The 26243-nt window shown below is 59.6% G+C and carries 27 protein-coding genes and 1 pseudogene; 27 read left to right on the top strand and 1 reads right to left on the bottom strand.

Annotated elements, in window-relative coordinates:
- The first annotated feature begins 223 nt into the window (after positions 1 to 223).
- The 26 genes and pseudogenes from ACZZ0D_RS16440 to flhB all read left to right on the top strand — a co-directional run bounded on the left by ACZZ0D_RS16440 (position 224) and on the right by flhB (position 23937).
- Positions 224 to 1075 carry a flagellin domain-containing protein gene (locus ACZZ0D_RS16440; protein ID WP_463553783.1) on the top strand — a complete coding sequence of 284 codons (852 nt, stop codon included), beginning with the start codon at positions 224 to 226 and terminating at the stop codon, positions 1073 to 1075.
- Between the two features lie 73 nt (positions 1076 to 1148).
- Positions 1149 to 1505: a flagellar protein FlaG gene (locus tag ACZZ0D_RS16435; protein WP_463553782.1), complete on the top strand. Its 357-nt coding sequence runs from the start codon at positions 1149 to 1151 to the stop codon at positions 1503 to 1505.
- Positions 1506 to 1587: 82 nt separating this feature from the next.
- Positions 1588 to 3039 carry a flagellar filament capping protein FliD gene (fliD, locus tag ACZZ0D_RS16430; RefSeq protein WP_463553781.1) on the top strand — a complete coding sequence of 484 codons (1452 nt, stop codon included), beginning with the start codon at positions 1588 to 1590 and terminating at the stop codon, positions 3037 to 3039.
- Between the two features lie 130 nt (positions 3040 to 3169).
- Positions 3170 to 3565, top strand: coding sequence for a flagellar export chaperone FliS (gene fliS, locus ACZZ0D_RS16425; RefSeq protein ID WP_401241076.1), 396 nt, complete (start codon positions 3170 to 3172; stop codon positions 3563 to 3565).
- An 11-nt stretch (positions 3566 to 3576) separates the two neighbouring features.
- Complete coding sequence (gene fliT, locus ACZZ0D_RS16420) at positions 3577 to 3873, top strand: flagellar protein FliT (RefSeq protein WP_463553780.1); 297 nt, start codon at positions 3577 to 3579, stop codon at positions 3871 to 3873.
- A 172-nt stretch (positions 3874 to 4045) separates the two neighbouring features.
- The gene (locus ACZZ0D_RS16415) at positions 4046 to 5521 is read left to right on the top strand and encodes a sigma-54 dependent transcriptional regulator (protein ID WP_463553779.1); all 1476 of its coding nucleotides are present in this window, start codon (positions 4046 to 4048) and stop codon (positions 5519 to 5521) included.
- A gap of 110 nt (positions 5522 to 5631) precedes the next feature.
- Positions 5632 to 6843: a sensor histidine kinase gene (locus ACZZ0D_RS16410; protein WP_463553778.1), complete on the top strand. Its 1212-nt coding sequence runs from the start codon at positions 5632 to 5634 to the stop codon at positions 6841 to 6843.
- Positions 6844 to 6848: 5 nt separating this feature from the next.
- Positions 6849 to 8240, top strand: a complete 1392-nt coding sequence (gene fleR / locus ACZZ0D_RS16405) for a sigma-54-dependent response regulator transcription factor FleR (protein ID WP_463553777.1) — start codon at positions 6849 to 6851, stop codon at positions 8238 to 8240.
- Between the two features lie 251 nt (positions 8241 to 8491).
- Positions 8492 to 8821: a flagellar hook-basal body complex protein FliE gene (fliE, locus tag ACZZ0D_RS16400; RefSeq protein WP_053118352.1), complete on the top strand. Its 330-nt coding sequence runs from the start codon at positions 8492 to 8494 to the stop codon at positions 8819 to 8821.
- 15 nt (positions 8822 to 8836) lie between these two features.
- The gene (gene fliF / locus ACZZ0D_RS16395) at positions 8837 to 10621 is read left to right on the top strand and encodes a flagellar basal-body MS-ring/collar protein FliF (protein WP_463553776.1); all 1785 of its coding nucleotides are present in this window, start codon (positions 8837 to 8839) and stop codon (positions 10619 to 10621) included.
- Positions 10614 to 11633 carry a flagellar motor switch protein FliG gene (gene fliG, locus ACZZ0D_RS16390; protein ID WP_053118356.1) on the top strand — a complete coding sequence of 340 codons (1020 nt, stop codon included), beginning with the start codon at positions 10614 to 10616 and terminating at the stop codon, positions 11631 to 11633. The genes fliF and fliG overlap by 8 nt, the downstream gene beginning before the upstream one ends.
- Before the next feature lie 4 nt (positions 11634 to 11637).
- Positions 11638 to 12444: a flagellar assembly protein FliH gene (gene fliH / locus ACZZ0D_RS16385; protein ID WP_463553775.1), complete on the top strand. Its 807-nt coding sequence runs from the start codon at positions 11638 to 11640 to the stop codon at positions 12442 to 12444.
- Positions 12434 to 13792, top strand: coding sequence for a flagellar protein export ATPase FliI (fliI, locus tag ACZZ0D_RS16380; RefSeq protein ID WP_212544229.1), 1359 nt, complete (start codon positions 12434 to 12436; stop codon positions 13790 to 13792). The genes fliH and fliI overlap by 11 nt, the downstream gene beginning before the upstream one ends.
- Positions 13793 to 13798: 6 nt before the next feature.
- Positions 13799 to 14251, top strand: a complete 453-nt coding sequence (fliJ, locus tag ACZZ0D_RS16375; protein WP_053118362.1) for a flagellar export protein FliJ — start codon at positions 13799 to 13801, stop codon at positions 14249 to 14251.
- A 189-nt stretch (positions 14252 to 14440) separates the two neighbouring features.
- Positions 14441 to 14746, top strand: a complete 306-nt coding sequence (locus ACZZ0D_RS16370) for an STAS domain-containing protein (RefSeq protein ID WP_159812646.1) — start codon at positions 14441 to 14443, stop codon at positions 14744 to 14746.
- Between the two features lie 5 nt (positions 14747 to 14751).
- Complete coding sequence (locus ACZZ0D_RS16365) at positions 14752 to 16455, top strand: ATP-binding SpoIIE family protein phosphatase (protein WP_400650101.1); 1704 nt, start codon at positions 14752 to 14754, stop codon at positions 16453 to 16455.
- Positions 16456 to 16486: 31 nt separating this feature from the next.
- On the top strand, positions 16487 to 16834 hold the full coding sequence (locus ACZZ0D_RS16360; protein ID WP_053118368.1) for an Hpt domain-containing protein: 348 nt from the start codon (positions 16487 to 16489) through the stop codon (positions 16832 to 16834).
- Between the two features lie 105 nt (positions 16835 to 16939).
- Complete coding sequence (locus ACZZ0D_RS16355; protein ID WP_463553774.1) at positions 16940 to 18301, top strand: flagellar hook-length control protein FliK; 1362 nt, start codon at positions 16940 to 16942, stop codon at positions 18299 to 18301.
- A 234-nt stretch (positions 18302 to 18535) separates the two neighbouring features.
- Positions 18536 to 19039, top strand: coding sequence for a flagellar basal body-associated protein FliL (gene fliL, locus ACZZ0D_RS16350; RefSeq protein ID WP_053118371.1), 504 nt, complete (start codon positions 18536 to 18538; stop codon positions 19037 to 19039).
- Between the two features lie 9 nt (positions 19040 to 19048).
- A complete protein-coding gene (gene fliM, locus ACZZ0D_RS16345) occupies positions 19049 to 20017 on the top strand; it encodes a flagellar motor switch protein FliM (RefSeq protein WP_053118375.1) in 969 nt (322 codons plus the stop codon).
- A 57-nt stretch (positions 20018 to 20074) separates the two neighbouring features.
- Complete coding sequence (gene fliN, locus ACZZ0D_RS16340; protein ID WP_053118377.1) at positions 20075 to 20533, top strand: flagellar motor switch protein FliN; 459 nt, start codon at positions 20075 to 20077, stop codon at positions 20531 to 20533.
- A complete protein-coding gene (gene fliO, locus ACZZ0D_RS16335; RefSeq protein WP_053118379.1) occupies positions 20534 to 20980 on the top strand; it encodes a flagellar biosynthetic protein FliO in 447 nt (148 codons plus the stop codon).
- Positions 20980 to 21738 carry a flagellar type III secretion system pore protein FliP gene (gene fliP, locus ACZZ0D_RS16330; protein ID WP_053118381.1) on the top strand — a complete coding sequence of 253 codons (759 nt, stop codon included), beginning with the start codon at positions 20980 to 20982 and terminating at the stop codon, positions 21736 to 21738. The genes fliO and fliP overlap by 1 nt, the downstream gene beginning before the upstream one ends.
- Positions 21735 to 22004: a flagellar biosynthesis protein FliQ gene (gene fliQ, locus ACZZ0D_RS16325; protein ID WP_053118383.1), complete on the top strand. Its 270-nt coding sequence runs from the start codon at positions 21735 to 21737 to the stop codon at positions 22002 to 22004. The genes fliP and fliQ overlap by 4 nt, the downstream gene beginning before the upstream one ends.
- Before the next feature lie 3 nt (positions 22005 to 22007).
- Complete coding sequence (gene fliR, locus ACZZ0D_RS16320) at positions 22008 to 22793, top strand: flagellar biosynthetic protein FliR (RefSeq protein ID WP_053118386.1); 786 nt, start codon at positions 22008 to 22010, stop codon at positions 22791 to 22793.
- A 3-nt stretch (positions 22794 to 22796) separates the two neighbouring features.
- A pseudogene (gene flhB, locus ACZZ0D_RS16315) lies at positions 22797 to 23937 on the top strand (flagellar biosynthesis protein FlhB).
- A 348-nt stretch (positions 23938 to 24285) separates the two neighbouring features.
- On the opposite strand, the gene ACZZ0D_RS16310 reads toward flhB, so the two are convergent.
- Positions 24286 to 24642: a DUF6124 family protein gene (locus ACZZ0D_RS16310; RefSeq protein WP_053118390.1), complete on the bottom strand. Its 357-nt coding sequence runs from the start codon at positions 24640 to 24642 to the stop codon at positions 24286 to 24288.
- Between the two features lie 726 nt (positions 24643 to 25368).
- Here ACZZ0D_RS16310 and ACZZ0D_RS16305 point away from each other — a divergent pair.
- Entirely contained in the window at positions 25369 to 26031 is a 663-nt protein-coding gene (locus ACZZ0D_RS16305) for a hypothetical protein (protein WP_463553773.1), read from the top strand.
- The last annotated feature ends 212 nt before the right edge of the window (positions 26032 to 26243 follow it).

The raw sequence follows: 26243 nt of genomic DNA, 5'->3' as shown, positions 1-26243 counted from the left end.
CCGCTGCTTTGCGCCGCAGTCGATTTTATGACGTCATTTTTTCGTGGGCGGGGCGCGGCTAAGCCCTTGTTTTCTCGGGGGTGGCAGGGTGATGGCAAAATTTTTTCAAAAAGCCCTCAAGCAACCTGCAAACCCGACGATAACTATTACGAAGGTTCTCTAGGCCATACCCGGCGGTTGCCAGGGCCGGAAGCCGCAGTACCCAACCAACGAGGAATTCGTCATGGCTTTAACAGTAAACACCAACACTACGTCGTTGAACGTTCAGAAAAACCTGAACAAAGCTTCCGACGCTCTGTCGACTTCGATGCAACGCCTGTCTTCCGGCCTGAAAATCAACAGCGCTAAAGACGACGCTGCTGGCCTGCAAATCTCCAACCGTATGGCTTCGCAAATCCGTGGTGGCAACCAGGCTATCCAGAACGCCAACGACGGTATCTCGGTAGCTCAGGCGGCTGAAGGCGGCCTGCAAGCCACTACCGACATCCTGCAGCGTATGCGTGAACTGGCTGTTAAAGCACGTAACGGCACCAACGGCACTGCTGACCAGACCGCTACCAACTCCGAATTCGCTCAGATGTCCGACGAGATCACCCGTATCTCGGCTTCGACCAACCTGAACGGCAAAAACCTGCTGGACGGTTCCGCTGGTACCGTAACTCTGCAAGTTGGCGCAAACACTGGTTCGGCTAACCACATCGACCTGGTACTGAGCTCCAAGTTCGACGCCGTCAGCCTGTCGGTTGGTAGCGGTACTCTGTCCCTGACCGGTGCTAGCGTTTCTGGCGCTTCGACCAACATCGACAACGCGATCACTGCAATCGATGCCGCTATCGCTGCAATCGGTGCACAGCGCGCCAGCCTGGGTGCTTCGCAAAACCGTCTGACCAGCACCATCTCCAACCTGCAAAACATCGTTGAGAACACCACCGCTGCACAGGGTCGTGTACAAGACACCGACTTCGCCGCAGAAACTGCTAACCTGACCAAGCAGCAAACTCTGCAGCAGGCTTCGACCTCCGTTCTGGCTCAAGCCAACCAACTGCCTTCCGCTGTACTGAAGCTGCTTCAGTAATTTCGGATTGAGTTTAGGCGGGGGAGTGCGCTTGTCGTGCTCTCTCGCTTTTTTACGTTAGAAGGTGATGAGCATGGACATGAGCGTAAAGCTTAGCGTGTCTTATCCGGCTCCCAAGCCACCAGCTCCTGTGGCCGACAAGCCGTCCGAGACGCCAAAAGTTGCCAAGGTTGACGCTCCTGTCGCTGATAAAAATCAGGATACGGACGATGCCAAATTGAAGCTGGCCGTGCAGGAGATCGAGAAGTTTGTACAGTCGATCAAGCGCAATCTGGAGTTTTCGATCGATGAACATTCCGGAAAAGTCATCGTCAAAGTGATCGCAAGCGAGACGGGTGAAGTCGTTCGACAGATTCCCTCCGCAGAAGCTCTAAAGCTTGCAGACAGTCTCGCCAACGCCAGCCACGTGTTGTTCGACGCCAAAGTCTGATAGCTGGCATGAATAGTGTTTGTTCGTTCCCAAGACGCCAGTAGCGGTCAAAAGAATGGCAACAATCTGAAGGGAGATGCACATGGCAAGTCCAATTTTACCGGGTTCCGGACTGGGTTCCGGCCTGGACATCGGTTCGATCGTGACCGCGCTGGTCAACGCCGACAAGTCGGCCAAACAGACGCAGATCGATACTCAGACGAAATCCAACTCGCTGAAGATCTCCGGTGTCGGCTCGCTGAAAAGTGCGCTGGCCGCGTTCCAGAAATCGATGACGGATCTGGGCAAGGCGACGAGCCCTGCATTTGCCGGTTTCTCTGCCACCTCGGATACCCCGGCGATTCTGGGAGCCACCTCCGACAGCTCGGCAGTGCCGGGCAATTACAGCGTTGTGGTGAAGAATCTGGCCACCGGCTCGAAAATCGCCAGTGCCGCATTCGCTGGCGGCGCTACCAGTGCCATTCCGAGTGGTACTCTGAAAATCAGTCAGAATGGCATTGATTACAATGTTCCGATTCCGGCCAATGCGACCTTGCAAAGCACGCGAGACGCGATCAACACCGCGCAAGCCAGCAACGGTATCTCCGCCAACATCGTGACCGACAGTACCGGTGCCTCGCGCCTGGTGATCAACTCGAGCAAGACCGGCACAGGCATGGATCTGACGGTCAGCGGTATTGCCGGGCTGGAAATCGACGGTACCCAGAAAATGGGTGAGGATCCCGCCGCAGGCGCTTCCGGCGCTGTGGGTGAGTTGGCCGGCGACGCCGCCATCACCATTGACGGGCTGCTCGTTACCAGCAAAAGCAACACGGTCAGCGGCGCAATCAGTGGCCTGACGTTGAACCTCGTTGCCGCGAGTCCTAAAGACGCCCTGGGGAAGCAGACCGCTGCGAATGTCACCGTTGCAACCAACACCACCGGCATCCAGACGTCGCTGCAAACGTTCATGGATTCCTACAACACCCTCAAGCGCACCATCGACACCCTGTCCAATGCAACAGCGGATGAGGATGGCAATCTGACGGTCTCGGCCGCATTCACCGGTGACTCGCTGCCGCGCTCGCTGATGGCGGATATCCGTTCGCAACTGACCCAATCCTCGGCGGGAACCGGGCAATTGGCCGTGCTGTCGCAGATGGGCGTCATGACCGATAAGGAAACCGGTGAGCTGACGCTTGATTCCAAAGTGTTCAACGACCGTATGGCCATCCCGGGCATGGCAGGCCAGGTTCAGCAAATGTTCTCCGGCACCACCTCGACCAATGGTCTGTTGGCGCGCATGAGCAGTGCTGTCGACCCGTATGTAAAATCGGGTACGGGGCTGCTCGATCAGCGCAGCAGCAACCTGACCAACTCCGCTGCCAGTCTGAAAAAACAGCAGGCCGCACTGGATTTGCATGTCACCAGCCTGACGGCGACTTTGACCGCCAAGTACAACGCCATGGACCTGCTGGTTGGGCAAATGAAAGCGACGGCGAGCAACATCACCTCGTTCTTTGCTTCGCTGGACGCCCAGAAGTCCGCCAGCTAGTCATGAGCTGACGACAAAAACCCGGCTACGCTTTATCGGCGTGCGCCGGGTTTTTGTCTTTTCATCTAAAGTTTTGAGATTCGTTGGCGATACACTGGTTATACGAGTCATTGTGGCAATGAGGTAGAACATGAACCCGATGTTAGCCCTTCGGCAGTACCAGAAAGTAGGCGCGCACGCCCAGACCTCCGAGGCGAGCCCCCACCGTTTGGTGCAAATGTTGATGGAAGGTGGCCTGGAACGAATTGCTCAGGCCAAAGGCGCTATCGAACGCAAAGACATCCCGGCCAAGTGCACGGCCATCGGCAAGGCCATCGGCATTGTCGGCGGATTGTGCGAAGGCCTGGATCTGGAAAACAGCGCCGATTCAGTCGCTGAGCTCAACCAGCTCTACATCTACATGATGAAGCGTCTGGCCGAAGCCAATATCAGCAGCGACCCACGAATTCTCGATGAAGTGGCTGGGCTGCTGCGTACCGTGAAGGAAGGCTGGGACGGCATTGCTCCGCCAGGCCCGCAGTTTTAAAGGAGATCACTATGAGTCCTGTTTTGCAGAGAATCGCAGATACCCGTGAAGCGTTGGTCAGTGCGCTGGCCGAACGCAATTGGGAAGCTATTGGCGAGCTGGATCTGGCTTGCCGTTCCTGCATGGAGGACGTCATGGCTGAAGCGGCGCTGGACGAGGTCGCATTGCGCGAGAACCTCGAAGAGCTGCTACACGTCTACAGAGAGCTGCTTGAGGTGGCCATGGGTGAGCGACAGGCGATAGCCAACGAGATGTCGCAGATCACCCAAGCGCGGAACGCGGCAAAGGTTTACCATCTGTTTGGTTAATTAACCTTCAGTTAATCCAGAGATGTGCGCCATAAATTTGACTGTGCACGGTTTTTTGACTTAACTAGTGGCTGTTTTCAGATTTCGGGCGTCTACAGACACAGAGTGTCCTGCAAGCGTCTCGCTTGCCCCCATTTTCGGGCATTGAGTTGACCAGGGAAGTTGCTATTGCATGTGGCGTGAAACCAAAATTCTGCTGATCGATGACGATAGCGTCCGCCGCCGCGACCTGGCGGTGATTTTAAATTTTCTCGGCGAAGAAAATTTACCCTGCGGCAGCCATGACTGGCAGCAGGCAGTCGGCTCTTTGTCCTCTAGTCGTGAAGTCATTTGCGTACTGATCGGGACGGTTAATGCTCCTGGCGCGCTTTTGGGCTTGCTAAAGACACTCTCAAACTGGGATGAGTTCCTTCCAGTCTTGTTGATGGGTGATAATTCTTCCGTCGACTTGCCTGAAGACCAGCGCCGCCGGGTGTTGTCGACCCTGGAAATGCCGCCGAGTTACAGCAAATTGCTCGACTCCCTGCACCGTGCCCAGGTCTATCGTGAGATGTACGACCAGGCCCGTGAGCGCGGTCGCCATCGCGAACCCAACCTGTTCCGCAGCCTCGTCGGCACCAGTCGTGCGATTCAGCACGTGCGCCAGATGATGCAGCAAGTCGCCGATACCGACGCCAGCGTGCTGATCCTTGGCGAGTCCGGCACTGGCAAGGAAGTGGTTGCGCGTAACCTGCATTACCATTCCAAGCGTCGCGACGCACCGTTCGTGCCGGTCAACTGCGGGGCGATCCCGGCCGAGTTGCTGGAAAGCGAATTGTTCGGCCACGAGAAGGGCGCCTTCACCGGCGCGATCACCAGCCGTGCTGGCCGCTTTGAGTTGGCCAACGGCGGGACGCTGTTCCTCGACGAAATCGGCGACATGCCGCTGCCGATGCAGGTCAAACTGCTGCGCGTCCTGCAGGAACGCACCTTCGAACGCGTGGGCAGCAACAAGACCCAGAGCGTCGACGTGCGCATCATCGCCGCGACCCACAAGAATCTCGAAAGCATGATCGAGATCGGCACCTTCCGTGAAGATCTCTACTATCGCCTGAACGTGTTCCCGATCGAGATGGCGCCGCTGCGTGAGCGCGTCGAAGACATCCCGCTGCTGATGAACGAACTGATCTCGCGCATGGAACACGAAAAGCGCGGCTCGATCCGTTTCAACTCGGCGGCGATCATGTCGCTGTGCCGTCACGGCTGGCCGGGCAACGTCCGCGAGTTGGCTAACCTGGTTGAGCGCATGGCGATCATGCACCCGTACGGGGTGATCGGCGTGGTCGAGTTGCCGAAGAAATTCCGCTACGTCGACGACGAAGACGAGCAACTGGTCGACAGCTTGCGCAGTGATCTCGAAGAGCGCGTGGCCATCAACGGTCATACGCCGGACTTCACCGCCAACGCCTTGCTGCCGCCGGAAGGCCTGGATCTGAAGGACTACCTCGGTGGTCTCGAACAAGGCCTTATTCAGCAAGCGCTGGACGACGCCAATGGCATCGTGGCGCGAGCGGCCGAGCGTCTGCGTATTCGCCGCACCACGCTGGTGGAAAAGATGCGCAAGTACGGCATGAGCCGCCGCGACGGAGACGAACAGGCGGAGGATTGACGCCTGTTTTTCAACTGCTTCATTTATAAGCAGTTTTTTTTAGGCACGGGTATTGCTACATCCCTCGCAACGTTCCGTTTAACTGACGGTCAGCCACGCGAGAGACCACAATGCCCCACGCCGCCCCGATCTCTTCTGCCTCCCGATCCGAGGCATCATCCTCGTCCGTAGAGCAGGCCAGCCGGCAGGGTCTTGAGCAGTCGTTCGCGCTGTTCAATCAGATGTCGAGCCAACTGACCGACTCCTACAGCATGCTTGAAGCGCGAGTCACCGAGCTCAAGGGTGAACTGGCCGTGGTCAGCGCCCAGCGCATGCAGGAACTGGCGGAAAAAGAACGCCTGGCCAACCGTCTGCAAAACCTCCTTGATCTGTTGCCCGGTGGCGTCATTGTGATTGACGGTCACGGCATTGTCGTCGAAGCCAATCCGGCCGCGATCGAGTTGCTCGGCCTGCCGCTGGAAGGCGAATTGTGGCGCCACGTCATCGCCCGCTGCTTCGCGCCGCGTGAAGACGATGGCCATGAAATCTCTCTGAAAAACGGTCGACGCTTGTCGATTGCCACCCGCTCGCTGGATGCCGAACCGGGGCAATTGGTGCTGCTCAACGATTTGACGGAAACCCGTCATCTGCAAGATCAACTGGCGCGCCACGAGCGTCTGTCCTCGTTGGGACGCATGGTCGCTTCGCTGGCCCATCAGATCCGCACGCCACTGTCTGCTGCATTGCTGTACGCCAGTCATTTGACTGAGCAGGAATTGCCTGTCGCCACTCAGCAACGTTTCGCCGGGCGCCTGAAAGAACGCCTGCACGAGCTGGAGCACCAAGTGCGCGACATGCTGGTGTTCGCCCGTGGCGAGCTGCCGCTGACCGATCGCCTGACGCCGACTGCCCTGATGCAATCGCTGCAAGCCGCCGCGCTGACCCATGTGCAGGATCTGCCGATCCGTTGGCAGTGCGACAGTCATGCCGGCGAGTTGCTGTGCAACCGCGACACGCTGGTCGGCGCGCTGCTGAATCTGATCGAAAACGCCATTCAGGCCAGTCCCGGTGACGTGCGCCTGAAAGTGCATTGCTACGCCCGAGACAACACCTTGCGCATCAGCGTCAGTGACAGCGGCAGCGGCATCGAACCCGCTGTTCTGGCGCGGCTCGGCGAACCTTTTTTCACCACCAAAGTGACCGGCACTGGCCTCGGCCTGACCGTGGTCAAAGCGGTCGCCCGTGCGCATCAGGGAGAATTGCAGCTGCGTTCGCGAGTCGGGCGCGGCACGTGCGCGCAGGTGATCCTGCCGCTGTTTTCCGCTGTACAAGGAGCTGAGTGATCGCCATGGGCATCAAGGTTTTGCTGGTCGAGGACGACCGTTCGTTGCGCGAAGCGCTGGCTGACACGCTGTTGCTGGCCGGGCATGATTTCCATGCGGTCGGCAGCGCGGAAGAAGCGTTGACGGCGGTGGCGCGTGAGGCGTTCAGTCTGGTGGTCAGCGACGTCAATATGCCCGGCATGGATGGTCATCAGTTGCTCGCGCTGCTGCGCGCTCGCCAGCCGCAATTGCCGGTGTTGCTGATGACTGCCCACGGCGCAGTCGAGCGCGCGGTGGATGCGATGCGCCAAGGCGCGGCGGATTATCTGGTCAAACCGTTTGAGCCCAAAGCGTTGCTGGATCTGGTCGCGCGGCATGCGCTGGGCAATCTCGGCGCGTGGGAAAGCGAAGGGCCGATTGCGGTCGAACCGGCCAGCGCCCAGCTTCTTGAGTTGGCGGCACGCGTCGCGCGCAGCGATTCCACGGTGCTGATCTCCGGTGAGTCCGGCACCGGTAAAGAAGTGCTGGCGCGCTACATTCACCAGCAATCCCATCGCGCCAATCAACCGTTCATTGCGATCAACTGCGCGGCGATTCCGGACAACATGCTCGAAGCGACATTATTCGGGCACGAGAAAGGCTCGTTCACCGGCGCCATTGCCGCTCAGGCCGGCAAGTTTGAACAGGCAGATGGCGGCACCATTCTGCTCGACGAAATTTCCGAAATGCCGCTGGGCCTGCAAGCCAAACTGCTGCGCGTCCTGCAAGAGCGCGAAGTCGAGCGCGTTGGCGCGCGCAAGCCGATCACCCTGGATATTCGCGTGGTCGCCACCACTAACCGTGATCTGGCCGGTGAAGTGGCGGCGGGGCGTTTCCGTGAAGACTTGTTCTATCGGCTGTCGGTTTTTCCGTTGGCCTGGCGTCCGTTGCGCGAGCGCACCGCCGACATCCTGCCGCTGGCCGAGCGTCTGCTGGCCAAACACGTCAATAAAATGAAGCATGCTGCGGCGAAACTCTCGCCCGAGGCACAGGCGTGCCTGACCGGTTACCCGTGGCCGGGCAATGTTCGCGAACTGGATAACGCCATTCAACGCGCCTTGATTCTGCAGCAGGGCGGTTTGATCCAGCCGCAGGATTTCTGCCTGTCCGGCCCGGTGATGTTTGCCACATTGCCGACGCCAGCGCCCGCTGCGCCGGTGATTCGTGAAGTCGAGATCGAGGCGGATTCCGCCGGTGCCTTGGGCGATGACCTGCGCCGCCGGGAGTTTCAGATGATCATCGACACCCTGCGCAGCGAGCGTGGCCGGCGCAAAGAGGCGGCGGAAAAGCTCGGCATCAGCCCGCGAACCCTGCGCTACAAACTGGCGCAAATGCGTGATGCCGGGATGGATGTCGAAGCGTACTTATTCGCCACCTGAAACCACCGTAGATCCATTGTGGGAGGGGGCTTGCTCCCGAAGGCGGCGTGTCGGTTGCATAAATATCGACTGACACGCCGTCTTCGGGAGCAAGCCCCCTCCCACAGTGATTTGCGGTGGCTTCGCTGTTCGCGCGTTGCCCCGATTGGCTTTTGTGGAAGAAGTCCGCCGAGCTGGCACCCTTGTTGCTAATACCTGTGTACCCGCCGAGTGAGTGTCAAAAAATTGCGGGCCGCCCAAGAGAGTAGACCATGAGCCAAGGTATTGAATTTAATCGGTTGATGATGGACATGAAGGCCATGAAAATGGACGCCATGTCTTCGCCGAAGACCACTTCCGCCGTGCCGGAAATGGCGGGCAGCAGCTTTTCCGACATGCTCGGTCAGGCCATCAACAAAGTCAGCGATACCCAGCAGGCGTCCACTCAGTTGGCCAATGCTTTCGAAGTCGGCAAGACCGGCGTCGACCTGACTGACGTGATGATCGCTTCGCAAAAAGCCAGCGTGTCGTTCCAGGCTCTGACCCAGGTGCGCAACAAACTGGTTCAGGCGTATCAAGACATCATGCAGATGCCGGTTTAAGGACGAGATTGAGTCATGGCAGAAGCAGTCGCCGATAACGTTCCGGCCAAGGCCACCCCGATAGACGGCAAACCGCCGCTGTTCGGCTTGTCCTTCCTGGAAAACCTCTCCGAGATGACCATGCTGCGTCAGGTGGGCCTGTTGGTCGGCCTGGCAGCGAGCGTGGCGATTGGCTTCGCCGTGGTGCTGTGGTCGCAGCAGCCGGATTATCGTCCGTTGTACGGCAGCCTTGCCGGCATGGACGCCAAGCAGGTCATGGACACCCTGGCCGCCGCTGACATTCCTTACAACGTCGAACCGAACTCCGGCGCCTTGCTGGTCAAGGCCGAAGACTTGTCCCGTGCGCGGATGAAACTCGCAGCCGCTGGTGTCACTCCCAGCGACGGCAATATCGGTTTCGAAATCCTCGACAAGGAACAGGGTCTGGGCACCAGTCAGTTCATGGAAGCGACCCGTTATCGTCGCGGCCTCGAAGGTGAACTGGCACGCACCATTTCCAGCCTGAACAACGTCAAGGGTGCCCGCGTGCACCTGGCGATTCCGAAAAGCTCGGTGTTCGTCCGTGATGAACGCAAGCCAAGCGCTTCGGTTCTGGTCGAGCTGTACTCCGGTCGTTCGCTGGAGCCGGGTCAGGTGATTGCGATCATCAACCTGGTGGCGACTTCCGTTCCCGAGTTGAGCAAATCGCAGATCACCGTCGTCGACCAGAAGGGCACCTTGCTCTCTGATCAGGCGGAAAACTCCGAAATGACCATGGCCGGCAAGCAGTTCGATTACAGCCGCCGCATGGAAAGCATGCTCACCCAGCGCGTACACAACATTCTGCAACCGGTGCTGGGCAACGATCGCTACAAGGCTGAAGTCTCGGCCGACATCGATTTCAATGCCGTCGAATCCACCGCCGAGCAGTTCAACCCGGATCAACCGGCGTTGCGCAGCGAGCAGTCGGTCAACGAACAACGCACCGCCAGCAATGGCCCGCAAGGTGTGCCGGGTGCCTTGAGCAACCAGCCGCCGTCGCCAGCCTCGGCACCGCAGACCACCGCCAATGCCGCCGCGCCGGCTGCCATGGTGCAACCGGGTCAGCCACTGGTGGATGCCAACGGTCAGCAGATCATGGATCCGGCCACCGGCCAGCCAATGCTCGCGCCGTACCCGGCAGACAAGCGTCAACAATCCACCAAGAACTTCGAGCTCGACCGTTCGATCAGCCACACCAAACAGCAGCAGGGTCGCCTGAATCGTCTGTCGGTGTCGGTGGTGGTCGACGATCAGGTCAAGATCAACGCGGCCAACGGTGAAACCACCCGCGCGCCGTGCACCGCCGACGAATTGGCGCGCTTCACCCGTCTGGTGCAGGACGCCGTCGGTTTTGACGCCAGCCGTGGCGACAGCGTCAGCGTGATCAACATGCCGTTCTCCGCTGAACGCGGTGAAGTGATTGCCGACATTCCGTTCTACTCTCAGCCATGGTTCTGGGACATCGTCAAACAAGTGCTGGGTGTGTTGTTCATCCTCGTGCTGGTGTTCGGCGTGCTGCGTCCGGTGCTCAACAACATCACCAACGGCGGCCGCAGCAAAGAGCTGGCGCTGGGCAGCGATGTCGAGCTCGGTGGCATGGGCGGTCTGGATGGCGAACTGGCCAACGACCGCGTCAGCCTCGGTGGTCCGCAATCCATTCTGCTGCCTAGCCCGAGCGAGGGTTATGACGCGCAGCTGAATGCAATCAAGAGTCTGGTGGCAGAAGACCCGGGTCGCGTGGCCCAGGTCGTGAAAGAGTGGATTAACGCAGATGAGTGATAACCGAGCCGCCAGCGTCAAACTGAACAAGGTCGACAAAGCCGCGATTCTGCTGCTGTCCCTGGGTTCGACCGATGCCGCACAAGTGTTGCGCCACATGGGCCCGAAAGAGGTTCAGCGGGTTGGCGTGGCCATGGCGCAGATGGGCAACGTCCATCGCGAGCAGGTCGAACAAGTGATGAGCGAGTTCGTCGACATCGTTGGCGACCAGACCAGCCTCGGCGTCGGCTCCGATGACTACGTGCGCAAAATGCTCACGCAAGCCTTGGGCGAAGACAAGGCCAACGGCCTGATCGACCGCATCCTGCTCGGTGGCAACACCAGCGGTCTCGACAGCCTGAAATGGATGGAGCCGCGCGCCGTTGCTGACGTGATCCGTTACGAACACCCGCAGATTCAAGCGATCGTGGTGGCCTACCTCGACCCCGATCAGGCTGGTGAAGTGCTCGGCAACTTCGACCACAAAGTGCGTCTGGACATCATCCTGCGCGTGTCGTCGTTGAACACCGTGCAGCCAGCGGCATTGAAAGAGCTGAACCAGATTCTCGAGAAGCAGTTCTCCGGCAACTCGAATGCCTCGCGCACCACCCTGGGTGGCATCAAGCGTGCGGCGGACATCATGAACTTCCTCGACAGCTCGATCGAAGGCCAGCTCATGGACTCGATCCGCGAAGTCGACGAAGACCTGTCCGGTCAGATCGAAGACCTCATGTTCGTGTTCAACAATCTCGCCGATGTCGACGACCGTGGCATTCAGGCGTTGCTGCGCGAAGTGTCTTCCGACGTGCTGGTGCTGGCCCTCAAGGGTTCGGACGAAGGCGTCAAAGAAAAGATCTTCAAGAACATGTCCAAGCGTGCCGCCGAACTGCTGCGCGACGACCTCGAAGCGAAGGGCCCGGTGCGCGTCAGCGACGTCGAAACCGCACAGAAAGAAATCCTCACCATCGCCCGCCGTATGGCCGAAGCCGGAGAAATCGTCCTCGGTGGCAAGGGCGGCGAGGAAATGATCTAAGCCCATGGACAAGCATGACGAGTCTGTGACGGATCTGATCCGCGCCCGCGATGTTCGGGGTTTCGAATCCTGGGCGCTGCCGAGCTTCGATCCGCCAAAACCGGAACCCGAGCCAGAACCCGAGCCTGAACCGCCGGAAATGGAAGAAGTGCCGCTGGACGAAGTCCAGCCACTGACCCTGGAAGAACTCGAAAGCATCCGTCAGGAGGCTTACAACGAGGGCTTCGCCATTGGCGAAAAAGAAGGTTTCCACAGCGCCACCCTCAAGGTGCGTCAGGAAGCCGAGGTCGCTCTGGCCGCCAAACTCGCCAGCCTTGAGCAGTTGATGGCCAACCTGTTCGAGCCGATCGCCGAGCAGGACACGCAGATCGAAAAATCGCTGATCGACCTCGTGCAACACATCACCAAACAGGTGATTCAGCGCGAACTGGCCATCGATTCGACTCAGATCGAACACGTCATGCGCGACGCCCTCAAGCTGTTGCCGCTGGGCGTTGACAACGTGCGTCTGTACGTCAATCCGCAGGACTTCGAGCAGGCCAAAGCCCTGCGCGAACGTCATGAAGAAACCTGGCGCATCGTTGAAGACGAAGCGCTGCTGCCGGGCGGTTGCCGGGTCGAAACCGCACACAGTCGCATCGACGCGAGCATCGAAACCCGCGTTGGTCAGGTCATGGCCAAGCTGTTCGATCAGTTGCACGAACAAGCTTTGCACCCGGCAGAAGCGGATCTAAGCCTGGACATTCCCGAAGACGTAAAACCGGCGGCCACTGCTGAAGAGCCGCTTGCGGACGCCCCCGATGCGCCTTGAACGCACCAGTTTCGCCAAGCGCCTGAGCAGCTATGCCGAGGCCGTCGAAATTGCCGGGGCGCCGATTCTCGAAGGTCGCCTGCTGCGCATGGTCGGCCTCACCCTTGAAGCCGAAGGCCTGCGTGCTGCCATGGGCACGCGCTGCCTGGTGATCAATGACGACAGCTATCACCCGTCGCAGGTGGAAGCGGAAGTCATGGGTTTCTCCGGTAGCAAAGTCTTTCTGATGCCGGTCGGCAGTGTCGCCGGCATCGCCCCGGGCGCCCGCGTTGTGCCGCTCGCCGACACCGGTCGGTTGCCGATGGGCATGAGCATGCTCGGTCGCGTGCTGGATGGCGCCGGTCGTGCGCTGGACGGCAAGGGCGGGATGAAAGCCGAAGACTGGGTGCCGATGGACGGCCCGACGATCAACCCGCTCAACCGTGACCCGATCAGCGAACCGCTGGACGTCGGCATTCGTTGCATCAACGGTTTGCTGACGGTGGGGCGTGGTCAGCGTCTCGGTCTGTTCGCCGGTACTGGCGTTGGTAAATCCGTGCTGTTGGGCATGATGACCCGCTTCACTGAGGCCGACATTATCGTCGTCGGGCTGATCGGTGAGCGCGGTCGAGAAGTTAAGGAATTCATCGAGCACAGCCTCGGTGAAGAAGGTCTCAAGCGCTCGGTGGTCGTCGCCTCTCCGGCGGACGATGCGCCGCTGATGCGTCTGCGCGCGGCGATGTACTGCACGCGCATCGCCGAGTATTTCCGCGACAAGGGCAAGAACGTCCTGTTGCTGATGGATTCGCTGACCCGTTTCGCTCAGGCCCAGCGGGAAATCGCTCTGGCCATCGGCGAGCCGCCAGCGACCAAGGGTTATCCGCCATCGGTGTTCGCCAAGCTGCCGAAACTGGTGGAGCGCGCCGGTAATGCGGAGAAGGGCGGGGGTTCGATTACCGCGTTCTACACCGTGCTGTCCGAAGGCGATGACCAGCAGGATCCGATTGCCGACTCGGCGCGAGGCGTGCTCGACGGCCACATCGTGTTGTCGCGGCGTCTGGCCGAGGAAGGTCATTACCCGGCCATCGATATCGAAGCGTCGATCAGCCGGGTGATGCCGGCCGTAGTCTCGGTTGAGCACATGCAGCGTGCGCAGTATTTCAAGCAGTTGTGGTCGCGCTATCAGCAGAGCCGCGACTTGATCAGCGTCGGCGCTTACGTGGCCGGTGGCGATCGCGAAACTGATCTTGCGATCTCGCTGCACCCGCAGTTGGTGCGCTACCAGCGTCAGGGGCTCAACGACAAAATCAACATGGGCGAAAGCCAGGCCTACCTGGAAACCCTGTTCGCCCCAGCGGCGGGCGGGTAACCGGTCATGGCTGCCGTCAGTCGAGCCGCGCGTCTGGCGCCGGTGGTGGACATGGCTGAAAAAGCCGAGAAAACCGCCGTGCAGCGCCTCGGTTACTTTCAGGGCCAAGTGAAGGTGGCCGAAAGCAAACTCGCCGACCTTAATGCCTTTCGTCTGGATTATTCCGAGCAGTGGATCGTGCGCGGCAGCACCGGCGTGACCGGGCAGTGGCTGCTGGGTTTTCAGGGCTTTTTGGCGCAACTCGATACGGCTGTTGATCAGCAGCGGCAGAGTCTGAATTGGCACCAGAACAATCTCGATAAGGCGCGCGAGGCCTGGCAACAGGCGTTTGCTAAAGTTGAAGGCTTGCGCAAACTGGTGCAGCGTTACCGTGAAGAAGCCCAGCGCCTTGAAGACAAGCGCGAGCAGAAATTGCTCGACGAATTGTCGCAGCGCCTGCCACGGCATGAACCCTTCTAAAGATGTACTCAATCCCCTGTGGGAGCGGGCTTGCTCGCGAAAGCGGTGTTTCAGTGACATTTTCATTAACTGACACTCCGCTTTCGCGAGCAAGCCCGCTCCCACATTTGTTCCTGCGTCGCGCCTTGCCCCGAGGTCAGTCAGATGCTAAACCTTGTACACGTTCGTCAATGACAAGGAAGCCAGTCAATGTCAGTCGTTGCAGAAGTCTCACCGGATGGGAAAAAGCTCAGAATCTCGGTCAAAGGCCGATTCGATTTCGGCAAACATCAGGAATTTCGCAATTCCTATGAACGGGTCGACCCCGAGCCAAACTCCTACGAGCTGGATCTGAAAGAGACCACTTATCTGGACAGTTCCGCGCTCGGGATGCTGCTGCTCCTGCGTGATCACGCGGGAGGTGATGATTCGGATATTCGGGTGGTCAACCCCAACTCCGACGTGCGCAAAATCCTCGCCATCTCCAATTTCGACAAACTCTTCGACATCACGTGACGGCCATGCAGGCGCAAGAGCCGCTGACCATTCTGATCGCCGAAGACAGCGCCGCTGATCGCCTGTTGTTGTCGACCATTGTCCGCCGTCAGGGCCACGAAGTGCTGGCGGCCGCCAACGGTGCCGAAGCGGTCGAACTGTTCCGTCAGCAGCAGCCGCAACTGGTGCTGATGGACGCGATGATGCCGGTGATGGACGGCTTCGAAGCGGCGCGGCAGATCAAACTGCTGGCGGGCGAAACGCTGGTGCCGATCATCTTCCTGACCTCGCTCAGCGAAAGTGAAGCACTGGTGCGTTGCCTGGAGGCGGGCGGCGACGACTTTCTGGCGAAGCCCTATAACCAGATCATTCTCGCCGCCAAAATCAAGGCGATGGATCGCTTGCGCCGCCTGCAAGACACCGTGTTGCAGCAACGCGACCTGATCGCCAAACACCACGATTACCTGCTCAACGAGCAGCGCGTGGCCAAAGCGGTGTTCGACAAGGTCGCGCACTCCGGTTGTCTCAGCGCGCCGAACATTCGTTACTTGCAATCGCCTTACGCGCTGTTCAACGGCGACCTGCTGTTGGCGGCGTACACCCCGGCGGGTGATATGCATGTGCTGCTCGGCGATTTCACCGGCCATGGGTTGCCGGCAGCGGTGGGCGCTATGCCGCTTGCCGAAGTGTTTTACGGGATGACCGCCAAGGGCTACGGCCTGGCGGAAACCCTGCGCGAGATGAACGCGAAGCTCAAACGCATCCTGCCGGTCGACATGTTCTGCTGCGCCACGTTGCTGTGCCTGAGTTCGCTGCGGCGCTCGGTGGAAGTGTGGAACGGCGGCATGCCTGACGGTTATCTGCACCGGCTCGCGACGGGTGAGCGGGTTCCGCTGAAAGCACGGCATTTACCGCTCGGCGTGTTGAGCGCGCAGGCCTTTGATGACAGCACCGAAGTGCATGCGATGGCCGTCGATGATAGGGTGTTTCTGCTGTCCGACGGCGTCATCGATACCAGCGATGCCAATGATCAGCTGTTCGGTGTCGAGCGCTTGCAGCAAGTGTTTGCCGCCAATCGTGAGCCTGACCGGTTGTTCGAGGACATCGAGCAGGCGCTGCGGGATTTTCGTGGCGAGGCGCGCGACGATGTCAGCATGGTTGAAGTCAGCCTGCTTGCGCCGGCGCAGCTCAAACCAACGGCTCCGGTGTATTCCGACAGCGGCCAGTCATGCCCGCTCGATTGGTCAGTGAGTTTCGAGTTTCGCGGTGCCACGCTCAAGCGCTTCAACCCTTTGCCGTACCTGTTGCAGTTGCTGCTGGAAGTGCATGGCCTGCGCGGGCAGAGCGGCGCGTTGTACAGCGTGCTCGCCGAGTTGTACTCCAATGCGCTGGAACATGGCGTGCTCGGTCTCGATTCCAGTCTCAAGCGTGATGCGGCGGGATTCGCGCGCTATTACGAACAACGCAACACGCGGCTGGAAGCATTGCAGGACGGCTACGTGCGCGTGCATTTGCAGGTCACGCCGCAAGAGCAGGGCGGTTGTCTGGTGATTCGGGTTGAAGACAGCGGCAAGGGTTTTGATGTGGCGCGGGTGATGGAGCGGCCGCTGGAAAATGTCCGTTTGTCGGGACGTGGGGTCAGCCTGGTGCGGCAACTGGGGCGTAACGCCAGTTGGTCGGACGAAGGTCGTAGTGCCCGCGTGGAGTTTTTCTGGGAGGTTCAGGCATAATCCGCGCAATTCTTGATCAAGGAGTGAACAAGTGACTGACCCACATGTGGATCGCGACGTACTCGATACTTTGCGTGACGTCATGGAGGAGAACTATCCGGATTTGCTGGATACCTTCCTGACGGATTCCGAAAGTCGCTTGCAGGAGCTGCAAGCGACCGCCGATGCCGAAAAGCTGTCGGAGGTCGCTCACAGCTTGAAGGGCAGCGCGAGCAACATGGGCGCTGTTCGCCTGGCCGAGTTGTGCCAGGCACTGGAGTCGGACGCCAGACACAAAAGTCCCGCTGAAATCGTCAAACTGGTCGCTGAAATCAGCCTCGAATTTGATGGCGTTCGCCCGGTTTACGAAAGCGAACGGCAGCACACGCATACTCATTGAACCGGCCGCCGGACGCTTTTCTCAAGCGTTCGGCGAAACTGGCCCGGCACTTGCAGTCAACTTTCTCAACTGTACTTACGAGCCCCGTGCAGCGGAGACCGTTTCATGCCTGCGACCCCCAATATCCTTCTTCAGAATGCCGCTCAGGCCAAGGCGCAAGCTGCCTCGGCCAAGTCGTCGGCGATGGCCGCAGAGCCCGTAGATAAAGCCTCCAGCTTCGCCAAAGTGTTCGCCGATCAGGGTGCGAACAAGCCTGTTGTCAGCACCGATAACCCGGCGAAAACCGCGCGCGACAAGGCCGCTGACAGCGCTGGCAAGAAAGACCTCGCCGAGGATCAATCTGCCGCCCCGGCTCCGGCGGTTGCCGATAGCGGCAATGCCTTGCCTGCCGACAAATCCGCGGCGGCCGATGACGCCGCTGCCAGCGATGACACTACCGATCCTGCGCAAACGCCGGTTGCCGACGCCAGCGTGACTGATCCAGCGCTTGATCCGGCCTTGGCCGTCGCCGTGCAACCGGTTGCTGCGCCTGTGGTGCCAGCCCCGGTTGCCGCTGCACCGGCGCAACCTGAAGCCGAAACACCAGCAGTCGCCGTGTTGCCAGCAGTCAAAGACCCGGCGGCCTCGACCGATAGCGATTTCGACCCGGCAGCCGATCCGCTCGATTCGATGCCGGCGGTGCGTTTGGCGATGGAGCAGGGCGGGCATATTTCCGCTGCCAGCCAGGCGCAACCGAAAACCACCTCGGCACAGGCTCAGGCTGACGGCGAATTGACCTCGGCGCAGAACTTCGCCGCCGGCATGGCCAGTATGCTCGACGTGCAAGCCGACAAGGACAGCACCAGTCAGGGCGGCGACAAAGCGTTCAGCGGCCTGATCGATGACGGCCTCAAAGACCTCAAGACTGCGACCAGCGATACCCGCGTTGATGATTTCGCCAACCGTCTCGCTGCGTTGACGCAGGCTGCCACACCAAAAACCGCGAACGCCGTGCCGGTGAATCAACCAATCGCCATGCATCAGAGCGGCTGGACGGAAGAAGTGGTCAACCGCGTTATGTACCTGTCCAGCGCCAACCTGAAGGCGGCGGATATTCAGTTGCAACCGGCCGAGCTGGGGCGCCTGGATATCCGCGTGAATCTGGTGCCGGATCAGCAGACCCAAGTGACGTTCATGAGTGCGCATCCGAGCGTGCGTGAAGCCCTCGACAGCCAGATGCATCGCCTGCGCGAGATGTTCACGCAGCAGGGCATGGGCCAGGTTGACGTTAATGTGTCCGACCAGAGTCGTGGCTGGCAGGGCCAGCAAGGTCAGGAACAGGCGCAGCAGGGGCAGAGCGGGCGCACCAGCGCGGCCGGTGGTCGTCTGGATTCGGCGGATGAAGAAATTGCCCCGGTCAGCGCGGCCGAGGTTGCTGTCAATACCACCAGTGTGATCGGCAGCAGCGCCGTCGACTATTACGCCTGATCATTCACGCACACGTTTATTGGCTGTACACATCCAGTGTGGGAGCGGGCTTGCTCGCGAAGGCGGTATGACAGGCAACTGATGCGTTGAATGTTAAACCGCCTTCGCGAGCAAGCCCGCTCCCACATTTGTTTTGCGGTGCTCTCTGGATCAATCCTCCGACACTTCTGGCATAACACTTGCTCTTGCCTTGCCGTGCGACTGTGAAAACCTGATTAGTGACGGATTATTGGCATGGCGAAGAGCGAAGCTGCAGCAGTAAAAGACCCCGCAACCAAAGGCAAACTCAAGCTGATCATCATGATCGTGCTCGCGTTGCTGTTGGCCATTGGTGCATCCGTGGGGGCGACCTGGTTCTTCATGCACAGTGCCCAGAGCAAACCAGAGGCTGCGGCTGAAACCGCCCCGACCGGCAAACAACCGGCGATTTTCGAACCGATGGCGCCGGCCTTCGTTGCCAACTACAACCAGAACGGCCGTCAGCGCTACATGCAGGTGAGCATCACCATGCTCGGGCGCAATCAGGCCGATCTGGAAGCGCTGAAAGTACACATGCCGGTTATCCGCAACAACCTGGTGATGCTCTTCTCCGGTCAGGATTTCGCCACACTGGCGACACCGGTCGGCCAAGAGATGTTGCGCCAGAAGGCCACCGCCAGCGTCCAGGAAGTGGCGCAGAAAGAACTCGGCAAAGTGGTCATCGAACAGTTGCTTTTCACTAATTTCGTACTGCAGTAGGAACACGACATGGCCGTGCAGGATCTGCTGTCCCAGGATGAAATCGACGCGCTGTTGCACGGCGTCGACGATGGTCTGGTACAGACCGATGACGCTGCCGTACCCGGCAGTGTCAAAAGCTACGACCTGACCAGCCAGGATCGCATCGTCCGTGGACGCATGCCGACGCTGGAAATGATCAACGAGCGTTTTGCCCGCTACACCCGCATCAGCATGTTCAACATGCTGCGCCGTTCGGCGGACGTTGCCGTCGGTGGCGTGCAGGTGATGAAGTTCGGCGAATACGTGCACTCGCTGTACGTACCGACCAGCCTCAACCTGGTCAAGATCAAACCGTTGCGCGGCACCGCGCTGTTCATCCTCGACGCCAAACTGGTGTTCAAACTGGTGGACAACTTCTTCGGCGGCGACGGCCGTCACGCCAAGATCGAAGGGCGTGAATTCACCCCGACCGAACTGCGCGTGGTGCGCATGGTGCTGGAGCAGGCCTTCGTCGATTTGAAGGAAGCCTGGCAGGCGATCATGGAAGTCAATTTCGAGTACATCAACTCGGAAGTGAACCCGGCCATGGCCAACATCGTCGGCCCGAGCGAAGCGATCGTGGTCTCCACGTTCCACATCGAACTCGATGGCGGCGGCGGCGATCTGCACGTGACCATGCCGTACTCGATGATCGAGCCGGTGCGCGAAATGCTCGACGCCGGTTTCCAGTCGGATCTCGACGATCAGGACGAGCGCTGGGTCAACGCCCTGCGTCAGGACGTGCTCGATGTCGACGTGCCGATCGGTGCCACCGTCGCTCGTCGTCAGTTGAAACTGCGCGACATCCTGCACATGCAGCCCGGCGATGTGATCCCGGTCGAGATGCCGGACGAAATGATCATGCGCGCCAATGGCGTGCCGGCCTTCAAGGTCAAGATGGGCTCGCACAAAGGCAACCTCGCGTTGCAAGTGATTGAGCCGATCGAGCGCCGCTGAAACGGCGCCACACCCCTTTTTTGCACTAACTGAATTGTTGCCCGCCGAGGACACATGATGAACGACGATATGAACGCCCAGGACGATCAGGCACTGGCTGATGAATGGGCCGCCGCCCTCGAAGAAACCGGTGATGCCGGCCAGGCTGACATCGACGCCCTGCTGGCCGCCGACGCTGGCGCCGCGAGCTCCAACCGTCTGCCGATGGAAGAGTTTGGCAGCGTGCCGAAGAACAACGATCCGGTGACGCTGGACGGTCCGAACCTGGATGTGATCCTCGACATTCCGGTGTCGATTTCGATGGAAGTCGGCAGTACCGACATCAACATCCGCAACCTGCTGCAACTCAACCAGGGTTCGGTGATCGAGCTCGATCGTCTGGCCGGTGAGCCACTCGACGTGCTGGTCAACGGCACGCTGATTGCGCACGGCGAAGTGGTGGTGGTCAACGAGAAGTTCGGCATCCGCCTGACCGACGTGATCAGCCCAAGCGAACGCATCAAGAAGCTGCGCTGAGTGAAAAGGTTTCTCTGGGCGCTGCTGGCGCTGCCAATCAGCGTAATGGCCGCCGAGCCGGTGGCGACCACGGCCGCCGTCGCCGCGCCGGTGGTCAACAGCGGCATTGCCGGGCAATTGACGCAACTGGTATTCGGTTTGCTGCTGGTGCTGGGGATTATCTTTTTCCTCGCCTGGCTGTTGCGCCGTGTGCAGCAGGCAGGGCCGGCGGGCAAGGGCCAGGTGATCGAACTGATCGGTTCGCGCGCCCTCGGCCCGCGTGACCGTTTGATGCTGGTGCAGGTCGGCAACGAGCAGATTTTGCTTGGCTTGAGCCCCGGCACCATCACCGCGCTGCACGTGCTCAAAGAGCCGGTGCCGGTGCCGAGCACCAGTGAAAAAGCCACTCCGGATTTTGCCCAGCAGTTGCTGAAGATACTCGGCAAGGATCAGAAGGATACGAAGTAATGGGTGCGCTACGCATCGTCTTGACGCTGGCCCTGATGCTGGCGGCGCCGCTGGCGTTCGCCGCCGATCCGTTGTCGATCCCGGCGATCACGCTGGGCACCAACGCCGATGGCGCGCAGGAATATTCGGTCAGTCTGCAGATTCTGCTGATCATGACCGCGCTGAGCTTTATTCCGGCGGCGGTCATTCTGATGACCAGTTTCACCCGGATCATCATCGTCTTCTCGATCCTGCGTCAGGCCCTCGGCCTGCAACAGACGCCGTCGAACCAGATCCTCACCGGCATGGCGCTGTTCCTGACCATGTTCATCATGGCGCCGGTGTTCGATCGCGTGAACAAAGATGCCTTGCAGCCGTATCTGGCGGAGACACTCACCGCGCAGCAAGCGGTGGAAAAAGCTCAAGTGCCGATCAAAGACTTCATGCTCGCGCAAACCCGCAGCAGCGATCTTGAGCTGTTCATGCGCCTGTCCAAACGCACCGACATCCCGACGCCGGACGCTGCGCCGCTGACCATTCTGGTGCCGGCGTTCGTCACCTCTGAGCTTAAGACCGCGTTCCAGATCGGCTTCATGATCTTCATTCCGTTCCTGATCATCGACCTCGTCGTCGCCAGTGTGCTGATGGCGATGGGTATGATGATGCTGTCGCCGCTGATCATTTCGTTGCCGTTCAAGATCATGCTGTTTGTGCTGGTGGATGGCTGGGCGCTGATCATCGGCACCCTGGCCAGCAGTTTTGGAGGTGTCTCGCCATGACGCCGGAAGTCGCGGTCGATATCTTTCGTGAAGCGCTGTGGCTGACCACGCTGATGGTCGCGATTCTGGTGATCCCGAGCCTGTTGGTCGGTTTGCTGGTGGCGATGTTCCAGGCCGCGACGCAGATCAACGAACAGACCCTGAGCTTCCTGCCGCGTCTGCTGGTGATGCTGGTGACGTTGATCGTCGCCGGCCCATGGATCGTGCAGACGTTCATGGAATACATCATCCAGTTGTACAAAAACATCCCGATGGTCATCGGCTAAGCCATGCAATCGCTGCTTCAGCTGACCGACACCCAGATCAGTTCCTGGGTGGCATCGTTCATGTTGCCGCTGTTTCGCGTCGCCTCGATGTTGATGGTCATGCCGGTGTTCGGCACCACGCTGATACCGCGCCGTGTACGCCTGTATTTTGCCGTGGCGATCACCGTGGTGATCACGCCGGGGCTGCCGCCGATGCCGGCGGTGAGTCCGCTGGATCTCAGCGGGCTGATGCTGATCGCCGAGCAGATCCTGGTCGGCGCTGTGCTCGGGTTTTCCTTGCAGCTGTTCTTCCAAGCGTTCGCGGTGGCCGGGCAGATTGTGGCGATCCAGATGGGCATGGGCTTCGCCTCGATGATCGACCCGGCCAACGGCGTGTCGGTGGCGGTGATCGGGCAGTTCTTCACCATGCTCGTAACGCTGCTGTTCCTGTCGATGAACGGCCACTTGGTAGTGTTCGAAGTCCTGACTGAAAGCTTCACCACACTGCCGGTCGGCAGTGGTTTGATGACCGCGCATTACTGGGAACTGGCCGGCAAACTCGGCTGGGTACTTGGCGCGGCGTTGCTGCTGGTGTTGCCGGCGGTGACCGCGTTGCTGGTGGTCAACATCGCGTTCGGCGTGATGACCCGCGCGGCGCCGCAACTGAACATTTTCTCCATCGGTTTCCCGCTGACCCTTGTGCTCGGTCTGTTTATTGTCTGGGTCGGGTTGGCGGATATTCTCAATCAGTATCAGCCGCTGGCCACCGAGGCCTTGCAGTTGCTACGCGAACTGGCACGGGCGCGCTGAGTCATGGCTGAGAGCGAAAGCGGTCAGGACAAAACAGAAGACCCCACGGAGAAACGGAAAAAGGACTCCCGTGAGAAGGGTGAGATTGCCCGTTCCAAAGAGCTCAACACCCTTGCCGTGATGATGGCCGGCGCCGGCGCGTTGCTGGTGTTTGGCGGCATGTTGGCCGAGGACTTGATGGAGCTGATGCGCCTGAACTTCACGCTGACGCGCGAGGTGATCATGGATCAGGGCTCCATGGGCGCCTTTATGATGCAGTCGGGCAAAATGGCGCTGGTGGCGATTCAGCCGATCATGATCACCCTGTTGATTGCCGCGCTGGTCGGGCCGATCTCCCTTGGCGGCTGGCTGTTCGCGGCCAGCTCCATGGCGCCGAAGTTCAGCCGGATGAACCCGGGCGCCGGCCTCAAGCGCATGTTTTCCTTCAAGGCTGTGGTGGAGTTGCTCAAGGCACTCGCCAAGTTTGTGATCACCCTGTTCGTGGCGCTGATGGTGTTGATGTCCGACGTCGACGACCTGCTGCGCATCGCTCACGAACCGCTTGAATCAGCGATTATTCACAGCGTGACGCTGGTCGGCTGGAGCACGTTGTGGCTGGCCTGCGGCTTGATCATCATCGCCGCCGTCGACGTGCCGGTGCAGCTCTGGGAAGCGCACAAAAAACTGTTGATGACCAAGCAGGAAGTGCGCGACGAGCACAAGGATCAGGAAGGTCGGCCGGAGGTCAAACAGCGCATCCGCCAGACCCAGCGCGAAATGTCCCAGCGACGGATGATGGCGGCGATTCCCGACGCCGACGTGGTCATCACCAACCCGACGCACTACGCCGTCGCGCTCAAATACGACTCGGAAAAGGGTGGCGCGCCGTTGCTGCTGGCCAAGGGTAGTGACTTCCTGGCATTGAAGATTCGTGAGATTGCCGTGGCGAATAACGTGATGCTGCTGGAATCGCCGGGGTTGGCGCGGTCGATCTACTACTCGACTGAGCTCGACGAGGAAATCCCGGGCGGGGTTGTATCTGGCGGTGGCGCAGGTGTTGGCGTACGTCTACCAGATCCGTCAGTACCGCGCGGGCAAAGGCAAACGGCCGGATCCGCTCAAGGATGACCTGCCGATTCCGCCGGATCTGCGCCGCGATTCTTGAGGGTTGCGCTGACTGGGCGGGCCTCTTCGCGAGCAAGCCCGCTCCCACAGTGGTTATGCGCTGACATCAAATTTCGTGGTGTACGCAAACCCTGTGGGAGCTGCCGAAGGCTGCGATCTTTTTCCTGGCCCAACGACACTCCGGCCATTGTTGATATCACTGTGGCGAGGGGATTTATCCCAGATGGGCTGCGCAGCAGCCCCCAAAACCTGCGACTTCTATCTTGATCGTTCCCACGCTCCGCGTGGGAATGCAGCCCGGGACGCTCCGCGTCCCTTCCAGAACCGAACGCGGAGCGTCCGTTGAGGCATTCCCACGCAGAGCGTGGGAACGATCACCGGGGTGCTGTTACTGCGGCAACTCCAGATTATCCAGCGCCCGATTCACCGCCAGTTCGCCGAGCATGATCAGTTGCGCGATGCCCAGCAGCGTCCTCCGCTGCGAGGCGGGTATGAGGTTGGCGAAGTCATTGGCAATGGTTCTTGCCGAGGCGAGGGTTTCGCAGGCGTTGGCCAATAGCTCTTCGTTTTTGAAGTCGGCGGTGACGGCGTACATCGTGCGGTTTCGGCGTGGCGGTGGCGTGGCGCCCGGGAAGAGGTAGTGATCGAGGGCGCGGTCGGCGGCTTCGTGGAGCTTTGTTGAATCGAGTGATTCGTAGGGGGAGGTGGGATCGGTTTCGGGTGGGTTTGGTGTTGGTTTGATCATAGTGAAGCTCCTTGAGTAGTGGAGCCGTCAACCGTCGCTGCTAAACGAAGAGGGTGGCGGCTTGTACGCGGGTTAGCAGACCAGGCTCAAGAATCCCGGCGCACCGAAGTGCCCCACGCAAAGCCGCCATGACGTAATGGCGGGACTCGCGTGTCTTGAGATTTGCCGAGCTGCTAAACCCGATCACCGAGAAAATCAGCGACCGACCCACGATAGAACCCGTCCCCAAGGCGCACAAGCCGGCCGATTCTGGCTTAGCTGTAGGCAAAGGCGCAAGGATGTGTAGCCTTTGAGGCGTGTCTTGAAGTGTCTTTTAAACAGCGGTGTTTAAAAGCTACATTTGCGTGGCGATTCTTGAAGTTTGCGTTGGCCGGGCGGGCCTTTTCGCGAGCAAGCCCGCTCCCACAGTGGTTTTGTGGTGAGCATCAAATTTTGTGGTGTACGCAAAACCTGTGGGAGCGGGCTTGCTCGCGAAGGCGTCTGCACCGTCAACATTTACGTCGCCTGACACGCCGCCATCGCGAGCAGGCCCGCTCCTACATTAAAACCAGGTAACCGTCTGTCTGAACCCCCGCGATACCTGACAGTTCTGACAGTAGACGGCTTTCCATTTCAGGCGCACTCATAACGCCGGGAATGTTCCCGTTGGAGGTCTCGCCGTGGATGCGCTTGGGCAGGGGGCCTGGCAGCGTTCGAGATATTCGGATCTGTTCAGGGAGAGTCATCATGGCAGAGCGCGTATACAAACATCTTCCGGGGATGAAACTGGAGTTCGTCTCCGCTCGACTGGATGAAAATATCAGCGAAAGAACGATTGGCTACTCGGCCAGGTTCAAACTGAGTCTGGACTTTCTCAACTTTAAAGTTGCTGCAAATCTGCATATTCCCGGCTTTCTCGATGACCCGCTCAATGCGATCCGGCCTGAGCTGGAAGGCTTGGCTTCTCACTACGCGTACAACTATTTATTGGGCGCGGCTGGCAATATCTCCACGAATGAGGCGCTGTTCAAGGTTTTCACCCGCACGGAGTACTACATGTCGGAGTGGTCAACGGGAGGGCTGGAAAATCGTTATGGCGTGCCGGTCTTCGAGGTGATTGACGGGCAGTTGCACGTGACGGCACGGAGGGATTTTCGATTGGACGGTGGTCGGCAGATCCGGATCAGCGATCTGCCGATCATCTATTTTCAGTGGCAACTGAATTTGCTGTTAGGTGAGCCGATTTATTCAGGGGGCAAGTCACCCGAGACCAAAGTCGTGCTGATGTATGGCAAGGAGCCGTTGGTGTCGGTGGAAGGGAAACCGATGTATACCGGCACACAGTATGTGATTGGGCGCGAGTTAGCGTTTGGTGATATTGCCGCGGAGCTGATTCACGAGGCTAGTTGAATCCGGCATTTCCTTTGCCTGCGCCACCGCTTTCGCGAGCAAGCCCGCTCCCACACTTGAAATGCATTCCCTCTGTGGGAGCGGGCTTGCTCGCGAAGGGGGCCTCCCACTCAGCGAAAATCCCCTCGTCAAACCCCTCTGTTTCAATCCCCGGCAAAAGTTGGAAGGCTTCTTGCAATAGCCGCCGTGCGCCTGCTCTGGGCGTCAAAAGT

This window comes from Pseudomonas sp. AC193, from assembly GCF_979258075.1.
Note: the sequence above shows the minus strand (reverse complement) of the source record. Positions and strands in the feature narration are given on the sequence as shown.